Origin of the sequence: Photobacterium sp. GB-72 (assembly GCF_003026095.1) — a bacterium.
In the GTDB taxonomy this organism is placed as follows: domain Bacteria; phylum Pseudomonadota; class Gammaproteobacteria; order Enterobacterales; family Vibrionaceae; genus Photobacterium.
This window is the reverse complement of the sequence record NZ_PYNV01000001.1, coordinates 375,538-396,032: the sequence shown is the minus strand read 5'-3', so window position 1 is coordinate 396,032 and position 20,495 is coordinate 375,538. Positions and strand designations below refer to the sequence as shown.

6 protein-coding genes and 2 tRNA genes are annotated in these 20,495 nt (G+C 40.8%); 5 read left to right on the top strand and 3 right to left on the bottom strand.

Annotated elements, in window-relative coordinates:
• Positions 1-119: 119 nt before the first annotated feature.
• Together C9J40_RS01705 and mscM are read right to left on the bottom strand one after the other, a co-directional pair.
• On the bottom strand, positions 120-11,483 hold the full coding sequence (locus C9J40_RS01705; RefSeq protein ID WP_233220286.1) for an Ig-like domain-containing protein: 11,364 nt from the start codon (positions 11,481-11,483) through the stop codon (positions 120-122).
• A 319-nt stretch (positions 11,484-11,802) separates the two neighbouring features.
• A complete protein-coding gene (gene mscM / locus C9J40_RS01700; protein ID WP_107245527.1) occupies positions 11,803-15,093 on the bottom strand; it encodes a miniconductance mechanosensitive channel MscM in 3,291 nt (1,096 codons plus the stop codon).
• A 223-nt stretch (positions 15,094-15,316) separates the two neighbouring features.
• On the opposite strand from mscM, the gene C9J40_RS01695 reads away from it, so the two are divergent.
• Both C9J40_RS01695 and C9J40_RS01690 read left to right on the top strand, forming a co-directional pair.
• Positions 15,317-15,404, top strand: a tRNA-Ser gene (locus C9J40_RS01695).
• Between the two features lie 29 nt (positions 15,405-15,433).
• Positions 15,434-15,524 (top strand) — tRNA-Ser (locus tag C9J40_RS01690).
• A gap of 346 nt (positions 15,525-15,870) precedes the next feature.
• On the opposite strand, the gene C9J40_RS01680 is transcribed toward C9J40_RS01690, so the two are convergent.
• A complete protein-coding gene (locus C9J40_RS01680) occupies positions 15,871-16,617 on the bottom strand; it encodes a GntR family transcriptional regulator (protein WP_107205648.1) in 747 nt (248 codons plus the stop codon).
• Between the two features lie 143 nt (positions 16,618-16,760).
• Here C9J40_RS01680 and C9J40_RS01675 point away from each other — a divergent pair, with 143 nt between their 5' ends.
• Genes C9J40_RS01675 through C9J40_RS01665 form a run of 3 tightly spaced genes read left to right on the top strand, consistent with a single transcriptional unit; the run spans position 16,761 to position 20,197 of the window.
• Positions 16,761-17,852, top strand: coding sequence for an ADP-ribosylglycohydrolase family protein (locus C9J40_RS01675; protein WP_107245524.1), 1,092 nt, complete (start codon positions 16,761-16,763; stop codon positions 17,850-17,852).
• Entirely contained in the window at positions 17,842-19,239 is a 1,398-nt protein-coding gene (locus C9J40_RS01670) for a cytosine permease (protein ID WP_107245522.1), read from the top strand. Before C9J40_RS01675 ends, C9J40_RS01670 begins: the two co-directional genes overlap by 11 nt.
• On the top strand, positions 19,214-20,197 hold the full coding sequence (locus C9J40_RS01665; protein WP_233220285.1) for a PfkB family carbohydrate kinase: 984 nt from the start codon (positions 19,214-19,216) through the stop codon (positions 20,195-20,197). Before C9J40_RS01670 ends, C9J40_RS01665 begins: the two co-directional genes overlap by 26 nt.
• The last annotated feature ends 298 nt before the right edge of the window (positions 20,198-20,495 follow it).

Here is a 20,495-nt window from a genome sequence, read left to right as displayed (position 1 = left end):
TATAGGAACTAAAAGATATATTGCAAAAGTTGCGTACTACTATTGGGTGAATAGCAGTACGCAAGATGAGCTAGTATCAAAGTCTTAAGTTGATAGAGTTAGACGCCTAAATAGAGTCATTATCCAGCGAGTAAATTATTATCATCTATCATTTTTTGTAATAGTTCAGCATCTGTTGTTGTACTTGCATCGTTACTATAAAGTGCATCTTTGTTTACGTTTTCTAACGTGATCTCTTGGCTAATATCTTCGCCATTTTCTTTAATATGTAATGTTACTGAACCGTTATTCTCCGTGATATCAATAAAGTTATCAGCAGATATCCCATCTGTAACGTTATTTAAAATAGCGCGTAAATCAATGTTGTCACTATTGGCTGTGACATCGAAATCTACAATGGTATCTTGTGCCGGACTAGAGCTGGTTCCTTGATCTTCGGCTTTGAATACAAAGCGATCATTACCGCTACCGCCCGTCATGTTATCGTTATTGGCAGTACCAATGATCACATCATCATTTGCAGTGCCGATAAGCGAATTATCATTTTTATCCGTGATACTAACGTCGATGGTTTGCGTGACACCTGCAGCCGTTTGTCCATCCAGAGTTGAAATTGGCTCAATAGAAAGAGAGAAATCTTGCTCACTATTAGCAGTCATCGTCAGATCGGCAATATCGTCAAATGCAACTTCCCAACCATTTCCTTTCGCTTGGCCTGCTGAGAATGCGAAATCACTAGGGTAACCTGTGATAATAATACTCCCTTGCTCATTAGGCGCAGGATTAAACATTGATAGCTCAAGATTTAGCGCAATCGTCGTTTCGGTTTTAGCTATAACGCTGTTGTACTGAAGATTAAGCTCTGGCGCATCAGGCATAGGTGCAAGAGTTAAACTGATATTCTTCTCAACAGTTTGACCATAATGCGTAATTTCTGAGCCTAAAATAGTATCGGTATCAATACTGCTGGCTTTGAGTGTGATAGTAATGTCGCCAAAAGCATCACCGCTAAATAGGGTTAATTGGTCTAAGGTAGTGCTATTTACTATTGCAGTCGCAAGCCATATATCACCACTTTTAATGATACTTATCTCTTGATCACCGATTTGAATTTTATCTAGGCCTGCTAACTGAGTTTGCTCAGCTGCACTAAAGATCACTTCTAAGAATAATGTTTCATTACTATTGGTTTCGGTACTTTCAATATCAACTGGAATCGTGAAGCTTTCACCTTCATCGCCCGATAGGCTCTCTGGTACACCAATAAATTGAATATCATCACCAATAGGATTGACGCCAATAATAACTTCAGAGGTCGATGTTATTATTTCCGTTGTACCAATTTCGTTCGTGATCGCATCCAACTTCAATGTGATATCACCACTGAAATCTGTGGGTGGACGAATATAGATACTATCGGCTTGCGCAATATCAAAGCTCCATGATTTTCCAGTATTAGGCAATTGGATAAAGGTCGTGCCACCGTCTGGTGAATAGAACATCACGGCACCATTAGGAACGCCGGATAGATTCAGTGAAATGGTTTCAGAGCCGTCATCATCGTATAAGATTGCGCCTAATCCAACGATATGAATGTAGCCATCTTCATCACCTTGCTCGGTGATGGTATTCGGCATGGTGGCGATATCAGTCACAGGCTCAACGTTAATAATCACAGAAGAGGTTTTGGTCTGAGTATCCGTTTGCGATGATGAATCGGATTTATCGGTGATGTTGGTATCAACAGTAATGGTTAAATCGCCGCTGTAGTTATGAGGCGGCTTTAAAAGCAATTCGTCTAAACGACTTGGATCCAGTACTTGCCAACTACCATCGGGGTTCTGGGCTACTATCGCAGGATCGCCAATCAATTCACCACCAGGTGCTAAGGTGATTGTCATCCAGTTGATGGTTTCTTTACCAGTCGCAGAAGTACCTTCACCCGTGATGGTTTGTCCGTTACTTACACTATCGCCTAACAGCACCGTTAAGTTAATTGCGGTTGCGGTATCTTCTATAATACTGCTGGTATCTGTTGTTGTAATGATGTTATCAACAACCGGAACAACGTCAATTTTGATATGTTGTGTGGTGGTGGATTTTGTACCATTACAGGTAGAGGTTTGAGTGATCGTGATCGGAATATCTAAAGATCCAGCCCAAGCTTCATCTAATCCAATGAATGTCATATTGGAAAGACCATTTTCTGTGATGGTGTAACCAATAATTTCACCCGCATCGTTATATTCGGTAATGATACCGCTAAAGTCGGGAGTATTTTTGTTACTTATAATTTCAACATTGTCAGGTAAGTCATTAACGTCAATAAAAAAGGAGAGGGCGATTTCTGGGTTATTATCAATATCGCCATTTAGTAGACCTGATGAATTAATATCTTCGCCTTCTTTAGCAATAATCATATCACCTTGAATTTTATCTGGCGCTTCGGTCGGAGGACATGAACCTCCACCTCCTGTTTTACCTGTGATCTGGATCTGAACGGGTGCTTCTAAAAAGCGAGAATCGTTGCCGTCAACCACACGAGCTTTAACCACAAGATCAATCACCTGTGTATTAAAGCTAGCGCTTACGGTTGCTCCAGCTAACAGATCTTGCATTGCTTCTTTAATGCTAGCGCTTGTTAAGCCCGTTGCGGGAATAATCCAGTTACCACTACCGTCAATATGGGCACCGTTAGGGTGATCGATGATGAGATTAATGCCAACAGGTACTTCGATCACGATGTAATCTAGATATTCTGAGCCATCAAGATCTTCATCGATAAAGTGAACCGCATTGGTTAAATCAATAGGGCTACCATCGTTACTACTTAGCAGATCTTCTGTAGATTCTAAGCGTGTATCGGTTTCAACGACCCCAGCAACATCAACTTGGATAGTTGCATTGATGTTTTCACTCGCTGTTTGTCCGGAAGTTGACGTATCCGTTACTTCATAATTAATCTTGATATCAAAAATGCCACTGAGATCTTCATCTGCAAGAATGGTCACGCGACCACTGTTAATAAATTCAGCCCATGATTGGTTGCCTTTATAGTTAGCAAGATCGAGCCCATTAGCAGGAATAACAACTTCTACACCATCAATAAACAGGGTTAACCCATCTGGTAAATCGGTGATTTTATAACCTGTCAGCGTTTCACTGTTGTCGCTATCTTTTCTGATGGTCGGCTCAACTAAAAATGAGATAGGTTGATCTTCAAAACCTGTGTTTTGCAATATTTGCAATATAGGGCGACCTTCCTTATCTATCTCATTTTTCTCATCAACAGCAGGCAAGACTTCAATATCCACCTTGTAGTTAAATTCACCACTCGCACCGTCGGGCTCGGTAGAAATTACAATAACATCAAATGTTAAGTTGCCACTCATGTCTTCAGGGGTGGACAAATACGTCGATGTTAATTGATCGGATGTGATCCGATAGATCAACCCCGTTGAAGCATCCTTACCGACAATTTCAAGGTTTAAAGGCTTGCCATGAAAATCGATAAACTTCACACCGTCAGGCAAGTTGGTGATTAAGATGGTTATCTCTTCTGATTTATCGTTATCACTGGTGGTAATTAAAAAATCGAGCGGTAATGGCTTATCTTCATCAAAACCATTAATGCCTTTGAGCGTGCCCTTAAAGCCAGTGGTGTTATCTGTGCTACTAGCAATGTATTGCCAATGCCCATTACCGCCGTCTGTAATGTCTGGGCGGTCAATGGTGCCTTTTAAGTTAATAGAAATAGTCTTGGTCGCACCCTCTGTACTGGTAGCAGAGGTGAGTCCGTTAATAGCGGCTTCAGTAGATATAGCCGTTACTTCAATAGTGAGTTTTTCAGTGTGTGAACTGATATCAGCTTTTGGATGAAGCTGTGCTTGACCATTTTCAATATATTCTGCACTCACAATATAGATGCCAGATCCGGCAGGCTCTTCTACCGCATCGCCACCTTGAATTGACCAACCATCTTGCACTTTAATTCGGTAACTTAGGCTTTCAGAACCATCGTTATCAGTTAATTTACCAATAATGGCCTTACTGAGATCAATAGGCTGATCTTCATGGCCTTTAAGGTTTTTAACCGAGAGTTTTGGCGCATCCGCTTCAGGAATAATATTTACTGTGACAAGACGTTGCGATTCTTCTGTTCGATCGGTACTTTTATCAAGGAACTGATTGCCTTTTTCTGTGCTGAGCGCAGTAATGGTAAAGGTAAATGTGCCTGCTGAGTGTTTCTCAGAAAATATCTTCACATCATTAATTTGATCAGCGTTAATGATTTTGCCGTCGCTAATGATGGTATTACCCAGTTTGAGTGTAATGCCGTCTGGGATCCCTGAAATACGGTATTTAAGGGTTTCTGAACCATCGGTGTCTTGTAGATCCGCCGCAACATTGAGTTGAATGCCATTACTATCATCTTCGACTGCGGTGTACTCGTAATCTTTAGCCTCGTCCCAAATCGCGGCATCAGCATCAGGTAGCACCTTGATAGTGAGATCTTTGGTCAGTGTTTTATCTTGGTTATTGGTTGATATCGTCGCTGTTATTTCAAGCACAACCGTGTCTTGTTGATTAAGCGCAGTATCAGGTGCAGGTTTATAAGTAAGATCACCGTTTGGCTTGTAGAAATCACCTTCGCTAATAAAGTCGGTAAGGGTAATTACGCCATTTGTTGCCGTTAGCAAATTGCCATCTAAATACAGCTGTCCACCCGCTAATGAGCTTTCACTGATTGTGATAGTGCTAAGTGATTCATTCTGGTCAATATCACCAAGGAATACTTGAATAGTGAGTGGGTTACTCATACTGTCTTCAAGTGTCTGCTCTGCATTCACCTCAATACGACCAGGATCATCTGCAAATGATAGTTTCTTGGTTCTTACCGCAGTGTCACCATCGCTGTCTTTAACGGTGTAGCTGAACTCATCACTAATCTCGCCACTACTTTCCTTAGTGGCAATCGTCTTAATGATGACAGTGCCATCTGCATTAACAGCGATAGTGCCATATTTAGTGTGTGGGTCCGTTTGAGTATTTATTAAATCAATTGGATTACCGTCTGCTGGATACTCTTTGCCACGATACTTGATACTGACGACCTCACCACCATCAGCACCAGTAACGCCTCTAGATAATAGGCGTAGTGTCTTATCAACACCTTCAAAAACAGCAAGTTGTTCATCAGGACCTGCAACAGGGATATCGTCAGTAACTGTCACTTCAAAAGGAGTGGTGGCTGACACATCACCATCTACGTCTGTGGCAATGGCGCCAAACTCTAAATTAAGCACACCTTGACTTGATGATGACGGACGGTCAATCGCTTCGAAAAGCTCAAATTGCACGGTACCATCTAGATTGACTTTAATACGGAAAATATCATTACCGTTTGCTGTTGCGTTATACCAACCGTTCGCATCTGCTGCGCTAAGTGTGATGTTTTCACCACCACTGGTATAGTTTTGACTATTAAACTGCGCAGTATCTAGCTGCACTGAAGCAAGCTCATCACTGCTTTGGTTAAAGCTGAGTGTTGGTGCTGACGTGGTTGATGCATCAACGGCTAAATTATCATCCAGTAAGTCATTTTCGTGCACGTTAAGGTTACTGTTGACGGTAATGCTCGGCACTAAGCCATCTAAAATACTCACCGTTACGTTTGATGTGCTCGAGCTGCCATCACTGTCTTTCGCTTCAACGGGCAGTAATAAATTAAGTTCGGTATCGTTGCCATTGGTATGGTCGATAGACTCATTAAGCGTCACTGTGATTGTTGCATTTGCTGCACTACCCGATGGAACTGCACCAATATCTGATAAATGAACAGAAAAGATCACTGTGCCATCAGGTAATGATGCGTTATAGGTGTTACTGCCATCAAATTGCCAAGTTAATGCTTGTCCTTGGTAGGTGATGTTATTGCCATCACTACTTTTTACCGTACCCGATAAAACAAGATTTAAATCGACGATAGGATCTTGTCCTGCGGTTACTGTGATTGTCGCGTCTGCTTGGTTTGAACTACCTGCTGGTGAAGAAGCACTCATCGGCGTTTCTGATATTTCTATTGACGTTGTATTAATAACAGGGGCAATACCATCAACAATGACAACATCGATAGCCGTTTGGTTAATATCTCCGTCGTTGTCTTTAATAAAGACCGGAATAGAAATAGTTAATTCATCGTTTACGCTGGTTTGATCCAGTGCCTGATGCAGGGTAAAAACATAGTCAACGGTTGAGTTTGCTTCTGCATCTGGGCGAGAAGATAAGCTTATTTCAAAGACTTTACCTGAGCTTGTTCTTGCTTCAATAGTTTGATTATCATTAGAGATCACATAAGAAATCGCTTTTCCACCACTGGTTAAACCGGTTGGTAGTTGGCTTAAATCAAAATACAGCGGACTTTGCTCTGTGGTGCCATTTAAACCATCACTACCAATGGTGACGGTGATCGTGCCTGTTTGTTGCAATGGTTGATTAGGTTGATTAGGTTGATTTGACGGATTAGATAGATCCGTTTCTTTAAACTCTAATTGCCCAGATGCGGCTAATACTGGATTCGCGCCATCTTCGATAACCCAATCAAATTTCCCTGTTGGAGTAGCAGTACCATCACTGTCAACGGCATCAATAAACAGAGGTAGGGTGATAGCATCAGCTAAACCTTGTTGATTGAGAGGGAAGTGTTGTACCAAGGTGACAGTACCCGTCGCGTTATCGCCTGAGGCGGTTGCCGATAAACTCAAGGTAAAAATAGTATCGCCACCCGCTTTGGCGGTGATTGTTTTACCATCCATGCTGACGGTGTAACTAAGCGATGATGTTGAGATACCAGAATACAAATTTAGTGCTTCAAGTGCCGTTATTGTCTGGGAATTAAATGTTAGGCTACTTGGATCAGGATTATCTGCTCCAGCTTGTACAGTAAACTCACCCTTGAAGGTAGCGCTTCCAGCTGAAATCACACTTTCAACCGTCTTTGCATTATCATCGAGTATGACATTGGCAAGACCATCTTTAACTGAAATTGTAAGGCTTGCATTGTTCTCGTATTGATCTTTATCTGAAGCGACGTAATCAATGAAAAGGTTGATATCACCTTGGCTATGATTAAGATTGCGATTGGCGGTAAATGTCCATTCGCCATCACTATTGATGGTGAACTTTCCTTCAGGAAGATCAAAGGTAACCGATGTGTTATTCAGTGCCTTTGTCTCTCCATTAATAGTGATACTTTTAACGAGAAGAGAAGCATCGACATCCACATCATTGGTTAGCACATTACCTGTAACAACGTTGCCTTCAATAACGTCACTTGTATCATCGACAATCTCAGGTGCGGCATCTTGAATATTGATCTCGATTGGCACGATGACAGTTTCACTCGTACCATCATTATCCGTTTGAATACCGTCAATGAAGATCACTGTTTCAGTATTAGGGTTGCCGGGGGAGTGATCAATGGCAGCACTTAATGTTGTTGTTACTGTTTGAGTGCTAGGGTCAATAACCGCAGTGAGTACGGTTGTGGTGGCTGTTTGTACGGTTAGCGTTAAACCATCAGCAGAAAGAGTAACGGTAACGTCTTTACCATTAGAAGTTAACTGTTCTAAAGCACTCTGCGCTGCGCCGAAAGTAAATTCGGCGAATTCAATATTAATCGTTGAGCTTGATTCAATTGAAGATTCCGTTTCAAGCGCTTTTTCAGAGAAAGTCATATCGCTAGAACTAGCGAATGTGGGCATATCGTCACTGGCAGTATTACCTGCAGCGTCTGTAACTGTGGCGATCATCTGCCAAGTTTGCTGTGGATCTAATTGAGATAATTCAATGTTATCTATACGCCAATTGCCTGAGTTATCTACTGATGTTGTCAGAGATACAGTATCTACTCCGTCACTAAAGGTAACGGTTATCTTATCGCCAGCTTGGGTACCTGTTGTTGAACCTTGCAGGTATGGTACTTGACCATTTTTTAATGCCGAAACATTTAAGCCTCCTTGCTGGTAACTGCTTGTATCAATATCAATAGTAAGTACTGACGTATCTTTGATGATGGTATTGCTTGTTTCTTTAGTATTACCTGCGATATCAATCACTTCTGTGGTAACGGTTAATTCGCCTTCAGAAAAAGCTGATAAATCAACATCATCAATTTGCCATGCACCATTGATAACCGAAGTGGACAGGGTGAGAGTTTTACCATTGTTATCAGTTACTTTTACTGTGACTGGTTGATTATCTTCAACAAAATCAACGTCACCAAACAGAGTGGTTTTAGCATCGATTTCAGCTTTATTTAAAAAGCTATCGCCATTAGCTTCAAAGTTTGCCGTGATTTCAGCAAGGGTATCTTTGGTAATGGTATTAGTGGCCGAGGTTGTATTACCTGCAATATCGGTCGCTGTGGTCGTAACGGTGAGTTGACCTTCAGCGAGTGTCGTGAGATCGGCGTCATTTACTGTCCACTTTCCGTTATTTACCGTCGTGGTATAAATTTTTTCAGTACCATTGCTATCTGTGATGGTAATAGAAACGGTTTGTCCGTCTTCTATATTTTCAACAGCGCCAAATAAATCGGTTATGGGGGTTTCAACGAGGTTGAGGTATTCATCACCTTTACCATCAACGCTGGTCGTAATATTTGCCGCAGTATCTTTGATGATAGTGTTGGTAGCAGAGGCTGGGTTGCCCGCAATATCAGTAGTTTCAGCGAGAACGGTTATTTCACCGTCTGTTAAATTGGTTAAGTCGGCATTGTTAACTGTCCATTTACCTGCGCTAACAGTACCTTCAAAGGTTTTCTCTAAGCCTTGGCTGTCAGTGACGGTAATAGTCACGGTTTGTCCATCTTCAATATTGGCGATAGTGCCAAACAGCTCAGTCGTTGAGATTTCGGCTTGATTAAGGAAGCGATCACCGTTGCCTTCAAAATCCGCCGTAATAGTCGCTAAGGTATCTTTGATGATGGTGTCTGTGGCTGATACTTGGTTACCTGCAAGATCAACAGTAGCAGCGATGACAGTGAGCTCACCTTCGCTAAGTCCTGTTAAGTCAGCATTATCAACTGTCCAATTACCATTAATGACGGTGGTGGTATAGATTTTTTCTAATCCGTTACTATCGGTGATGGTAATGGTAATGAACTGTCCATCTTCGACATTTTCGATCTTACCCAATAAATTGGTAACTGGAATTTCAACGCGGTTGAGATACTCATCGCCTTTACCATCAAAATCGGCGCTAATACCAGTGAATGTGTCTTTGGTAATAGTGTTGGAAGCAGACGATGTGTTACCAGCAAGATCAACTGTTTCAGCATTGACTGTCAGTTCACCTTCAGCGAAATCGGTTAAGTCGGCATCTTCTATTGTCCATTTGCCATCAATCACAGTGGTTTCGAACGACTTTTCTAGGCCGTTACTGTCGGTGACTTTAATTGCAACGGTTTGACCATCTTCAACATTGGATACCGAGCCAAAAAGATCGGTCACAGAGATTTCATCACGATTAAGATACTCATCCCCCTTACCATCAAAGTTAGCCGTAATGGTAGAAAGGGTATCTTTGATAATGGTGTTGGTGGTAGACGCTGGGTTGCCTGCAACATCAATAACTTCAGCAGTAACGGTTAACTCGCCCTCTGCAAGTGCAGATAAATCAACATCATCAATTTGCCATGCACCGCTTATGACTGTAGTGGTCAGGGTGAGAGTTTTACCATTGCTATCTGTTACTTTTACTGTGACTGGTTGGTTGTCTTCAACAAAATCAATGTCACCAAACAGAGTGGTTTTAGCGTCGATTTCGGCTTTATTTAAAAAGCTATCGCCATTAGCTTCAAAGCTCGCTGTAATGTTAGCAAGGGTATCTTTGATTATGGTGTTAGTGGCTGATGTTATATTACCTGCAATATCGGTGGCTGTGGTCGTAACGGTGAGTTGACCTTCAGCAAGCGATGTTAGATCGGCGTCATTTACTGTCCATTTACCATTATTAACAGTGGCGGTGTAAATTTTCTCGGCACCGCTGCTATCTGCGATAGCAATAGTCACTGTTTGTCCGTCTTCTATATTTTCAACAGCGCCAAATAAATCGGTTATGGGTGTTTCAACGGCGTTGAGGTACGCATCGCCTTTACCATCAACGCTGGTCGTAACATTTGCCGCAGTATCTTTGATAATAGTGTTGGTTGCAGAGGCTGGGTTGCCCGCAATATCGGTAGTTTCAGCGAGAATGGTTAGTTCACCGTCTGCTAAATCGGTTAAGTCGGCATTACTAACTGTCCATTTCCCAGCGCTAACAGTACTTTCAAAGGTTTTCTCTAAGCCTTGGCTGTCAGTAACAGTAATAGTAACGGTTTGTCCATCTTCAATATTCGCGATACTGCCAAATAGCTCAGTCGTTGAGACTTCGGCTTGATTGAGGAAGCGATCACCGTTGCCGTCAAAATCAGTCGTAATAGTGGCTAAGGTATCTTTGATGATGGTGCTGGTAGCGGAAGCAGGATTTCCCGCAATATCGACGGTTTCTGCTAGAACAGTGAGTTCACCTTCAGCAAGAGAAGAAAGATCAGCATTATTTATTTGCCAAGCAGCATCATCATTGGCGGTTTCAAAGCGTAGTGTTTTACCTTGGCTATCGGTTATGGTGATAAATATTGGTTGATCATGTTCAACAAAATTTATCTCACCGAATAAATCACTATTTGTAATTTCAGATAGGTTTAAGTAATTATCACCTTTACCGTCAATTTTTGCGTTTATTTCAGCAAAGGTATCTTTGATTGTTGTGTCTTTGGCATCAACAACATTGCCGTAGAAGTCAGTAACAGAGGCATAAATAGAAAGCTCACCTTCAGCAAGAGAGCTCAAGTCTTGATGATTAACTATCCATTTTTGATTTTGTACGACTGCACTGGCAGTGAATACTTTGCCGTTAATATCTGTCACAGTAACGATAACTATTCTGCCATCTTCAATATCAATAGCGTCGCCCAGTAGTACCGCAGAAGGTGTTTCAAATCGGCTTTTATAACCATCGTTACCATCAATAATGGAGGCTGATAACGTCGCAGAAGCTTTAAGAGATGGGATAGCATCTGCAACAGATTCATTTTCTGTTTTTTGAATGGATGCTATTGAACGAGTACTAAATCCCGCTTTGGGTAAGGTTTCAGCTAATGTGGCTTTTATCTGAGAAATAAAAGAAGCGCTGTTGCTTGATAATGGCTCTTGGCCAATATTGGTATCAAGAAAAAACTGGGTACGATGCGAAGAGCTCTCGATAACAGGGGCATCATCTTGGTGGGTTTGTGTTTTTAAAATGTCATTGATGTAGGCTCTTTCTTTGATGAAAGGAATCGACTGATCAATAATTTCTGAAGCTGGAATTTGAACCCATTCACCTGAATCTGTAATTTTCCAGATAATGCCTTCAATAACAACATACATCATTGGCTTCATCCTTGGCCCCTGTCTTTTTATTCTTATTGTAAAATCAATATTTTGATAAGTATTTGTATCAAAAAACTATTGATACAAATATCTATATTAGAGTTAAAAATATCTTAAAAACATTAAATTAACATAATAGTTTTATCAGTAACTACTTTTTGTGATCTTAGTTCATGATTTTTCGCTAAAAGGTAATGTGATTGTTATTATGTTGTTCTGTTTTAACAGATATATTAAGAGGGTTCTAAAAGGGAAGTGAAACGAGAGTGGTTCTTAATATACGTACTGCTATCGGTTTAATAGCAGTACGTGAAGATATGATTAAATGTTATTTGCCACTGGCGGGATGAAATTGCTGGCCTTTCATTGTTACTTCTAACTGCGGCGATGCTATATCAATATGATTTTTAATGAATTTGTTCTTAATTCGGCAGTGGAGATCATGGGTTAAGCTTAAGCGATGCCCCGTTTCTGCGGCATAAGCACGCAATTCAAATTGTTGGCAATTAGCGGTTAAACCTAAGAAGAATACTTCAGGTGCTGGATTATCGAGTACCAGTTCACATTCCTCTGCCGCCTCAAATAATAATTGTGTTACTAGCTCAGGATCGGCTTTAAATTTCACATTGATTGAAAGATTGACTCGAGTAATTGCATCGGACAACGACCAGTTAATAAATTGCTCAGTTACAAAAGCTTTATTAGGCACGATTACTTCTTTTCTATCCCAGTCTACAATTGTAGTTGCGCGGGTTTTTATTTTCGCGACTACACCTGTGAGCTCACGGATTGTTACTGTATCACCAATCCGAATTGGTTTTTCAAACAAGATAATTAAGCCAGAAATAAAGTTGGCAAATATTTCCTGCATACCAAAACCAATACCGACACCAAGGGCTGCGACTAGCCACTGCATTTTGCTCCAGTCAAAACCAATTAATGCAGAGCCAACAATAATCCCGATAAAAATGGCTAGATAGCGAGTAACAGAAGTTATCGCATAACCCGTACCTGGGCTTAAATCAAGATGCTGAAGAATAAGCAGTTCCATAGCACCGGGTAAATCGCGCGCCAAAATAACCGTTAAACCAAAAGCAAATACCGCCAGTAAAACACTTTGTAATGTAATGGTATGTAGCTCTTCAATACCGTTGATGGTATTGGTTACATCCCATAACGTAACACCTTCTAATAGTGACGTTGCTTGATAAAAATCGGAAAACAACCAACTTAAAATAAACAGATAAATCAGTGATAATAGCGAGCGTAATAAACGTAATGATTGAGCACTGATTTTATCTAAGTCTACTTTCGGCTCTTCAATATCAATGCTGAGATCATTACTTATATGGTGCTCGTCTTTATCTTCCAACATTTCTGCTTGACGCTGAGCAATGATTTCTTGGCGTTTTGCTTTTGCACGTTCAAATGCTAATCGACGTTTTTGTATTAACATCAATCTTTTTATTAAGAAGTACACCAGTAAGACGACAACACCAATCACGGCACCTTGCTGAATACGTAGCATGATGGTTTGTGATGTGGCTAAGTACCCATTGAGTGCCGCATAGTTGAGTACCTGTGGGGTAATGATGAGTACCCACCAAAAGATATGGTGTCCAATATGGGCTTTTCCTTCAGGCAAATCACCATAGGTCATTGGCATCTTGAGTTTCCACAATCGCCAATGGAAAAAACTGATAGCGATATTAGAAATAATAAAAGCTAATCGTCCAAGGGTAGCCGTTGTATCGAGTTCACTTGTTAGCATAGTGAATTGCTGCAAGATAAGTGCTGGAATAAACACCATCATTAAGCGTCGATAATTATCTAATGCTTTATTAGTAATTTCTTCAGACCAACCAAAGTGACTGATGAAAAGTCCATCTTTGCGGCATAACTCTCGAATGAAAAAGAAGACAACCAGTGCATAGGGTAGTGATAGGGCTTGGCCTAAATGGAAAATAAAGGGTAACTGCCAAGCAAGGCTTAAAGTATAACCAACAACAAATATGATCAGAGGGATTGGCCATGCCAGAAGGAAGGCTATCGCAACATTGGTGTAGCTATAACGGAATTTATCTTCAGTGACACGATTAATTCGTTTGCTGGTTTTTTCTAAATAAAGTACCCAATGCTTTTTGGCAAAATATAGAAATGCAAGCAGTGAAGCAATGACAAATATACTAGCAAACAATGAGTAAGGGCTAATAAAGTGCGGGACTTTAACAAGACCTACCCATTGTGTTGGAGAAAAGAACCATTTGATTTTTTCACCCATTTGTTTGATGACATCAAAGCTGAGTGGATTGGTATTGGGTGCCCAAAAAAGTAATTTTGCTGATTCATTTTTAATCTTGATCAGCATGCTATTTAGGCGATCGAAAATAACTTTAAGCTTGGCTTGTTGGTAAATTAACGTTTCAGACGCTTTATTAATATCACTATATAGTTTGAGATTATCTTGTATCAGCGCGTGTAAACGATCAATTTGTTGCGGTGATAGATTACTGGTACTGATCTTTTCTTTGTTATTTTTAAGTAAATCAGACTGTTGTTGATAATCATAAAGTCGAATTTGATTACGGGCGACATCACGATTAAGTTTATCAATCGGTGGATTTGACGGTAAACTTTGTAATCGGTTACGAAGATTCTCACTAATAATTGGGCTTATTTTAAGCCAATCAGCCATGACTCTTAATGCATCTGCTGTTTGTGTGGTTTCAGTAATTTGCTCATTGGTTGTACTAATAGACTGCTGTGTTTGTTCAATATTAGACGTCAGCGCTGCTAGTTCAGAAGACAAATGCTTGTTTAATGTTAACTGCTGTTTAATCACTTCTGGCTGGTTTTGAATATCAGCTTGTAGCTCTTCATTTTGCTCATCATTTTCAGAAACGTTAGAGCGTAAAACACGATTAAGTGTATTTTGTAAGTTATTACGATATGCCTGATGTGCTTCAATTTGTAAGTTTTCATATTGCAGATTTAATTTTGCTAACGCACGACGATTACCTGCACTTAGCTGTTCAGCTTCCAGCATAAATAAATGACTAGTCGTATATTGCTCGGCGATTTGGAGCAGCATGATAGCTTCTGTGTTATTGCCCCGTTGCGCTTGAGATAGCTCTTTAGTGATACTTTGTTTTTGTGTTCTTAACTTATTGGTTTGATATGAGAAATCGTCAATACCATGCTCAATTTCAATTAAAATATTGCGGTATGACTGGCGTGCTATTTCTAGTTGGATCAGCTTGGTATCTTGCTCTGCAATTTCTAATGTTAGCTGGTCGTGATCCCAGTCGTTAGACTCTGGAAATTCTGTCGCGTTAAAATTCGCTATTTGATCTTGAACTCTTGCCTTATCTTCTGGATAGGAGTTCATTAATTTTTCATAACTGCGTGTTGCTTGATTAAAGTTTTTAGTTTTCTCAAGCTGGTTTTCCGCTGTTTGATAGGCAGAAAGCTGTTTGATTATTTCAGGCGTTTTTTGTTGCGCTTCAAGCTGACTGATCTTGTTGGCAATAATGTGTTGGTGTGATGCATTCTCTTCAGCAGATAGTGGGGTGGAAATGAGAAAGAATAAGAAGAGATAAAAAAATGAGAAAAATCGCATAAAAAACCTGTAATTGAGTACTACGGATGCATAAACAGCAAGGTATATCAGCGTTATGTTACAGTAATTGAAATTGATGAAAAACAATAGATTGGTATGAGAATAGACCTAATTGATCTATAAGTCGGCGAATGAATAAGAGAACAGGAAAATACCTTGACCGATATCGCATAAGTGATTACATTAGCCGCCGTTGAAACGCATAGCGGTTCAGCAACAATGTGGTGAGGTGTCCGAGTGGCTGAAGGAGCACGCCTGGAAAGTGTGTATACGGCAACGTATCGAGGGTTCGAATCCCTCCCTCACCGCCATCTCTTATTTAATAAGAGATGACAATTTAGGAGAGATGGCTGAGTGGTTGAAAGCACCGGTCTTGAAAACCGGCATACGTTTATAGCGTATCTAGGGTTCAAATCCCTATCTCTCCGCCATATATAAAAAAGCCGCTAAGTTAACCCTTAGCGGCTTTTTTGCATCTGATAAGAATGAATAAATTTTTATAATCTGATACTGATATCAGAAGCGTTCAAATCCTCTAATATCCAGAACTGCTCCGTTATATCAGAGAAGGCTGCTGAGTTTGACTCAGCAGCTTTTTTACTTTGGGTAATTTTATATTTTAAAGCGGAGTTCAATCCATTAAAACGTATTTGTTTGCTGAGACGATAAGTAAATAGATTTATGGCAAAGTATGGAATTAAAGGATCTGTCGGGACTATTTCGTTAAGCATTTTCAATGCCGATGAATCACTGGCACCTCATAATCTGAGCAAGGTTCTAATCTGATAATTGCACTTTAAATTTAAAGTTATAGCTGGCACTGCGACAAATTGCAGAGCCGTATTCAAGAATATTTCCTTGGTGATCAAAGCTTTTGAGAATGATCATTAATGCGGGTTCACTCATTTTTGTTTCTAGCATATCAGCTTCTTCTTGAGTTAGCTGGTGGGCATTAATTTGATATTCTTGAGTTGAAGGTTTGATACCTTGTTCACTCCAATACTGGTAGAGCGACCATTCTAGTAATTCTGGCCTTGGTAAATAAACTTGGGGAACGAACATCGTCTCAATAGATACAGGAGTATCGTCTGCTAACCGTACTCGCTTTACTTTCGCTATTTTACTTGGCTGAATTATGCTGAGTTCTTTTCGAATGGACTCTTCACCTTCAATCAGCTCACGACTGATCCAACGGTTCGATAATTGACCTTGACTATGTAATTGCGAAGAAAAACCACCGCCAGACAAGTTGTAGTCCAGTGGGAAGTTTACCGTTGTCCCTTTACCTTGCTTCTTAATGATTAGGCCTGACTGTCTCAATTCTTCAAGGACTTTGACAATCGTCACTCTAGAGACATTTAGTTCTTCAGCCAATTTTCTTTCTGAAGGTAGTACGGTGCCATTCGGAATAATCCGTTTTCTAATGATTAACTCAAGGCTCTCTTTTAATTGAATATATTTTGGTGCTAGCGAGTTATTGCTGAGATTTTCGTTAATCGCAGTGATGATGTTTTGGCTCGTCATGTTTCAAAATTCAAATAATTAGGACTGCTGATCAGAATAACAAAAAATGTGGAAACTGTCACACCGGACTACTAAAGGACTTTCTTTGGACTTTAACTGGACTTATTCTGGTTGCGAAGAATATATACCGATGGTGATACAAAATGTCTTTTACCCCTACAAATAATAATAATGAAACACTTAAGCGAATTCAGGGCTGTCTATTTGGTCAAGCCTATGGTGATGCTCTAGGAATGCCATCTGAACTATGGCCAAAAAGTCGAGTAGAGAGCTATTTTGGCTGGATTGATGAGTTTCTTGCCGGCCCTGAAGAAAACATTGCTGCCAATGAGTTTGAAAAAGGCCAGTACACGGATGATACCAGTCAAGCAATTGCTTTGATTGAAGCTATCATCGAATCTGATGGTGAAATTGACCCGAATATTGTGGCAAAACACATTATGAAGTGGGCTCACGAGGTGGACGCATTTAACAAAAATATTTTGGGTCCTACATCGAAGAAAACGTTGAATGATATCGCGCAAGGTATTGATGTTGAGCTGATTGAATCGAACGGTGTGACCAATGGTTCTGCGATGCGTGTTTCTCCAGTCGGTTGTTTGCTGCTCTGTGATGACTTAGATCACTTCATTGCGAATGTTCGCCTGTCGTGTATAGCGACCCATAAGTCTGATATAGCGATTGCTGGGGCTACGGCGGTGGCTTGGTGTATTAGCCGAGCCATTGATGGTGTCTCTTGGAGCGTAATAAAAGATGAGCTTTGTGAAATAGTCAATGTAGCTCAAAAGAAACACCAGTCTACTTTCAGTCCACTTTTAGGCTATCGAATTATTTATGCGATGGAATTAATTTCAACAATTAAAAAACAACATGCGATCACGCCTCAAGTTGGGATTGAAACACACGCTTATAAGCAAGACGTCGTGAAAGTGGTTTACGAGCAGGTAGGCTCAGGAATGGACATTATTGAGTCTATCCCTGCTGCGATCGCTCTTGTCGATGCTGCAAATACTGACCCACTGGTATGTGCAGAGCTTGCTGCTAACTTGGGTGGCGATACCGATACGATCGGAGCAATGGCAACGGCAATTTGTGGCGCAATACATGGCATTGACGCATTCCCTACGCAAAGTATTGAACTGATTGAACAAGCGAACAATACCTCGTTCAATCTATACGCTGAAAAGTTGAATGAATACAGACCTAATGGACAAGGTGAGCAAAATGAATTCTGATAACGTGAGTGCGTCAAATAAACATTTAAAAGCACATGTTGAGTCTTCTTCAGTTAATGAACTGGGTATTGATATTGTTCCGGAAGACCAAAAAATTAAAGCGCCAAGTGAGCTGTTTTTTGTATGGTGTGCAGCCAATATCGGTATTTTAGGTGTTGTTTATGGCGCCATTATTGTGTCTTTTGGTCTGTCTTTTTTTCAATCTGTCCTCGCTGCGATTGTCGGTGTTGCGTCTTTCTCTTTGGTGGGTATCACTAGTATTGCGGGTAAAATTGGTAGTACCACAACACTGACACTTTCACGTGCTGGCTTTGGTAAAAAAGGTAATATTGCACCAACATCATTTTGTTGGATGAATCTAATGGGATGGGAAGCTGTCAATATCATTACGGGTACATTGACGTTATCTGCATTGTTTGTCGCAATAGGTTTTGAAGAATCGGTTTATGTTACTGCGTTTTCATTAGTGCTGTTTGGTGGATTAACAGTCTTTGTGAGCATGTTAGGCCAAAACACCGTACTTAAGATGCAAGAGTGGATTACACGTTCTTTTGGTGTAATGACTTTGATTGTAGTGGGGTACTTATTAAGCACTGCTGATTGGGTCGCTATCTTGGCATTACCGCAAGGAGATTGGTTAACAGGATTTCTACCAGCGGTTTCAATTATTGCCGCAGGAACAGGGATTAGTTGGGCTATAGCGGGCGCGGATTATAGCCGAGATCAATCAAGAAAATCGAGCAATCGTAGTATTTTTACTGCTGTAGTTGGTGGTGCAGCACTGCCTTTATTATTACTGATTACTGCTGGTATATTATTGACAGCGCAGATCCCCGATCTTGCTTCTCATGAGAATCCTATCGCTGCCATCGGAACCTTACTACCATCTTGGATGGCGGTACCTTACTTATTAGCAGCGGTTGCAGGCATTGTGACTATTGCTGTCATCAGTCTGTATTCTGCAAGCTTAAATCTATTGACGATTGGCGTAAAACTGAAACAACGTACTGCAATTGCGATTGATGCCGTATTGGTGCTTGGTGTTGCTATCTATGTGTTATTCGTATCAGGTGATTTTTTAGGGCCATTTATCTCGTTCTTGGTTTTCTGTGGTGTATTTTTAGCTGCGTGGGCTGCGATCTTTATTAATGACTATTATATGCATCGTTCGCATTGTGGCTATCGTGTCGACGAGCTTTATGGTGAAACGGGTGTGAATAAAATGACGCTAGGTTGTTGGTTAGCTGGTGCAATATCCGGTTTACTTGTGACAAATACTGGCTTTGTCGATGGCCCATTTGCGGTGGGTATCTTTGCTGATTCTAGCTTAGGTCTTTTTGTTTCTTTCTTTGTTAGCTTTATTGCGCATCGAATCTTGTCTAAATAACGAGAATGCCATGGTTAACCTAAAAACGTTGAACCAAGTTTTACCTGTAGCGATTATTGGCGCTGCATTTGGCGATATCATTTTAACGATCAAAAAACTGCCAACCAGTGGTGGCGATGAAGTGGCTCGTGAGCAATCTAAGCAGATCGGTGGTTGTGCTTTTAATGTAGCACGCAGCCTTGCTCGCTTGGGCATTGACATTATCAATGGCATTCCCGTGGGAAATGGACCCTGGGGTGAGATGACAAAAAGGGCCATGCAACAGGAAGGTCTTGTGCCCCTTCTGCATAATCACCGGGTCGATAATGGTTGGTGTTTAGCGATGGTAGAACCGGATAAAGAGCGTACCTTTATTACGGTTGAAGGATGCGAACAGTATTGGTGTGAAGATCAGCTTAACCAATTGGATATCAGTAATGGATCTCTGGTGTATGTATCTGGTTACGAGTTGGTTGATAAAGAGAGTGAACCTTTGAAAAAATGGTTGCTGAGCTTAGACCCTTCCGTGCGCATCTTTGTCGATTTTGGACCAAGATTTGCTGAGATCGATTCTGTATTTATTACTCAATTATTGGCAAAAAAAACGATTCTTACTATCAACAGAGATGAGTTTAAGATGCTGGTTCGCAATAACGAGGCTTCGATCGACGATGCGAAAAAGTTTTCGGATGCCTCTGGAGTAAGCTTAATTTATCGCTTAGATAAACATGGCGCATGGGTGATCGAACCAATGAGTGAGGCTATCAATATACCAGCACACAACGTTGAGGTCGTTGATACGATCGCAGCAGGTGATAGCCACTGTGGTGGTGTACTAGCCGGGCTATCTTCAGGCTGGTCACTTGCAGATGCGGCACGACTTGGTAATGCGGTAGCGGCAATAGTTGTTTCGACAGAGGGCGCTAATGGTGCTCCGACGATATTGGAGCTAGAAAGCTTTTTACTTAATAAGTCTTAGTCATTTATTTTTGAGCTTTTAACGTTCTTCATGCCCCAAGCGCTCTGCAGGGGCATTTTTTATTTCTATTTTTTGACGATATGACGGTGTAATCTTTTCGCTGTTTTACCTCATCGCCCAACCATTTTCATTATTCATTAATAATTTGTGAGTTTAAGCCTGCTGTCACTCTTTCTTATTTTTTAAGAGATAACAATTTAGGAGAGATGGCTGAGTGGTTGAAAGCACCGGTCTTGAAAACCAGCATACGTTTACCATATATCTGGGTTCAAATCCTCTAATACTCAGAGCCGCTCTA

Excerpts from the sequence above, each read along its gene's own strand:
- C9J40_RS01705 (WP_233220286.1), bottom strand. The coding sequence starts at position 11,483 with ATGAAGCCAATGATGTATGTTGTTATTGAAGGCATTATCTGGAAAATT.
- C9J40_RS01670 (WP_107245522.1), top strand. The coding sequence starts at position 17,842 with ATGAATTCTGATAACGTGAGTGCGTCAAATAAACATTTAAAAGCACAT.
- C9J40_RS01675 (WP_107245524.1), top strand. The coding sequence starts at position 16,761 with ATGTCTTTTACCCCTACAAATAATAATAATGAAACACTTAAGCGAATT.
- mscM (WP_107245527.1), bottom strand. The coding sequence starts at position 15,093 with ATGCGATTTTTCTCATTTTTTTATCTCTTCTTATTCTTTCTCATTTCC.
- C9J40_RS01680 (WP_107205648.1), bottom strand. The coding sequence starts at position 16,617 with ATGACGAGCCAAAACATCATCACTGCGATTAACGAAAATCTCAGCAAT.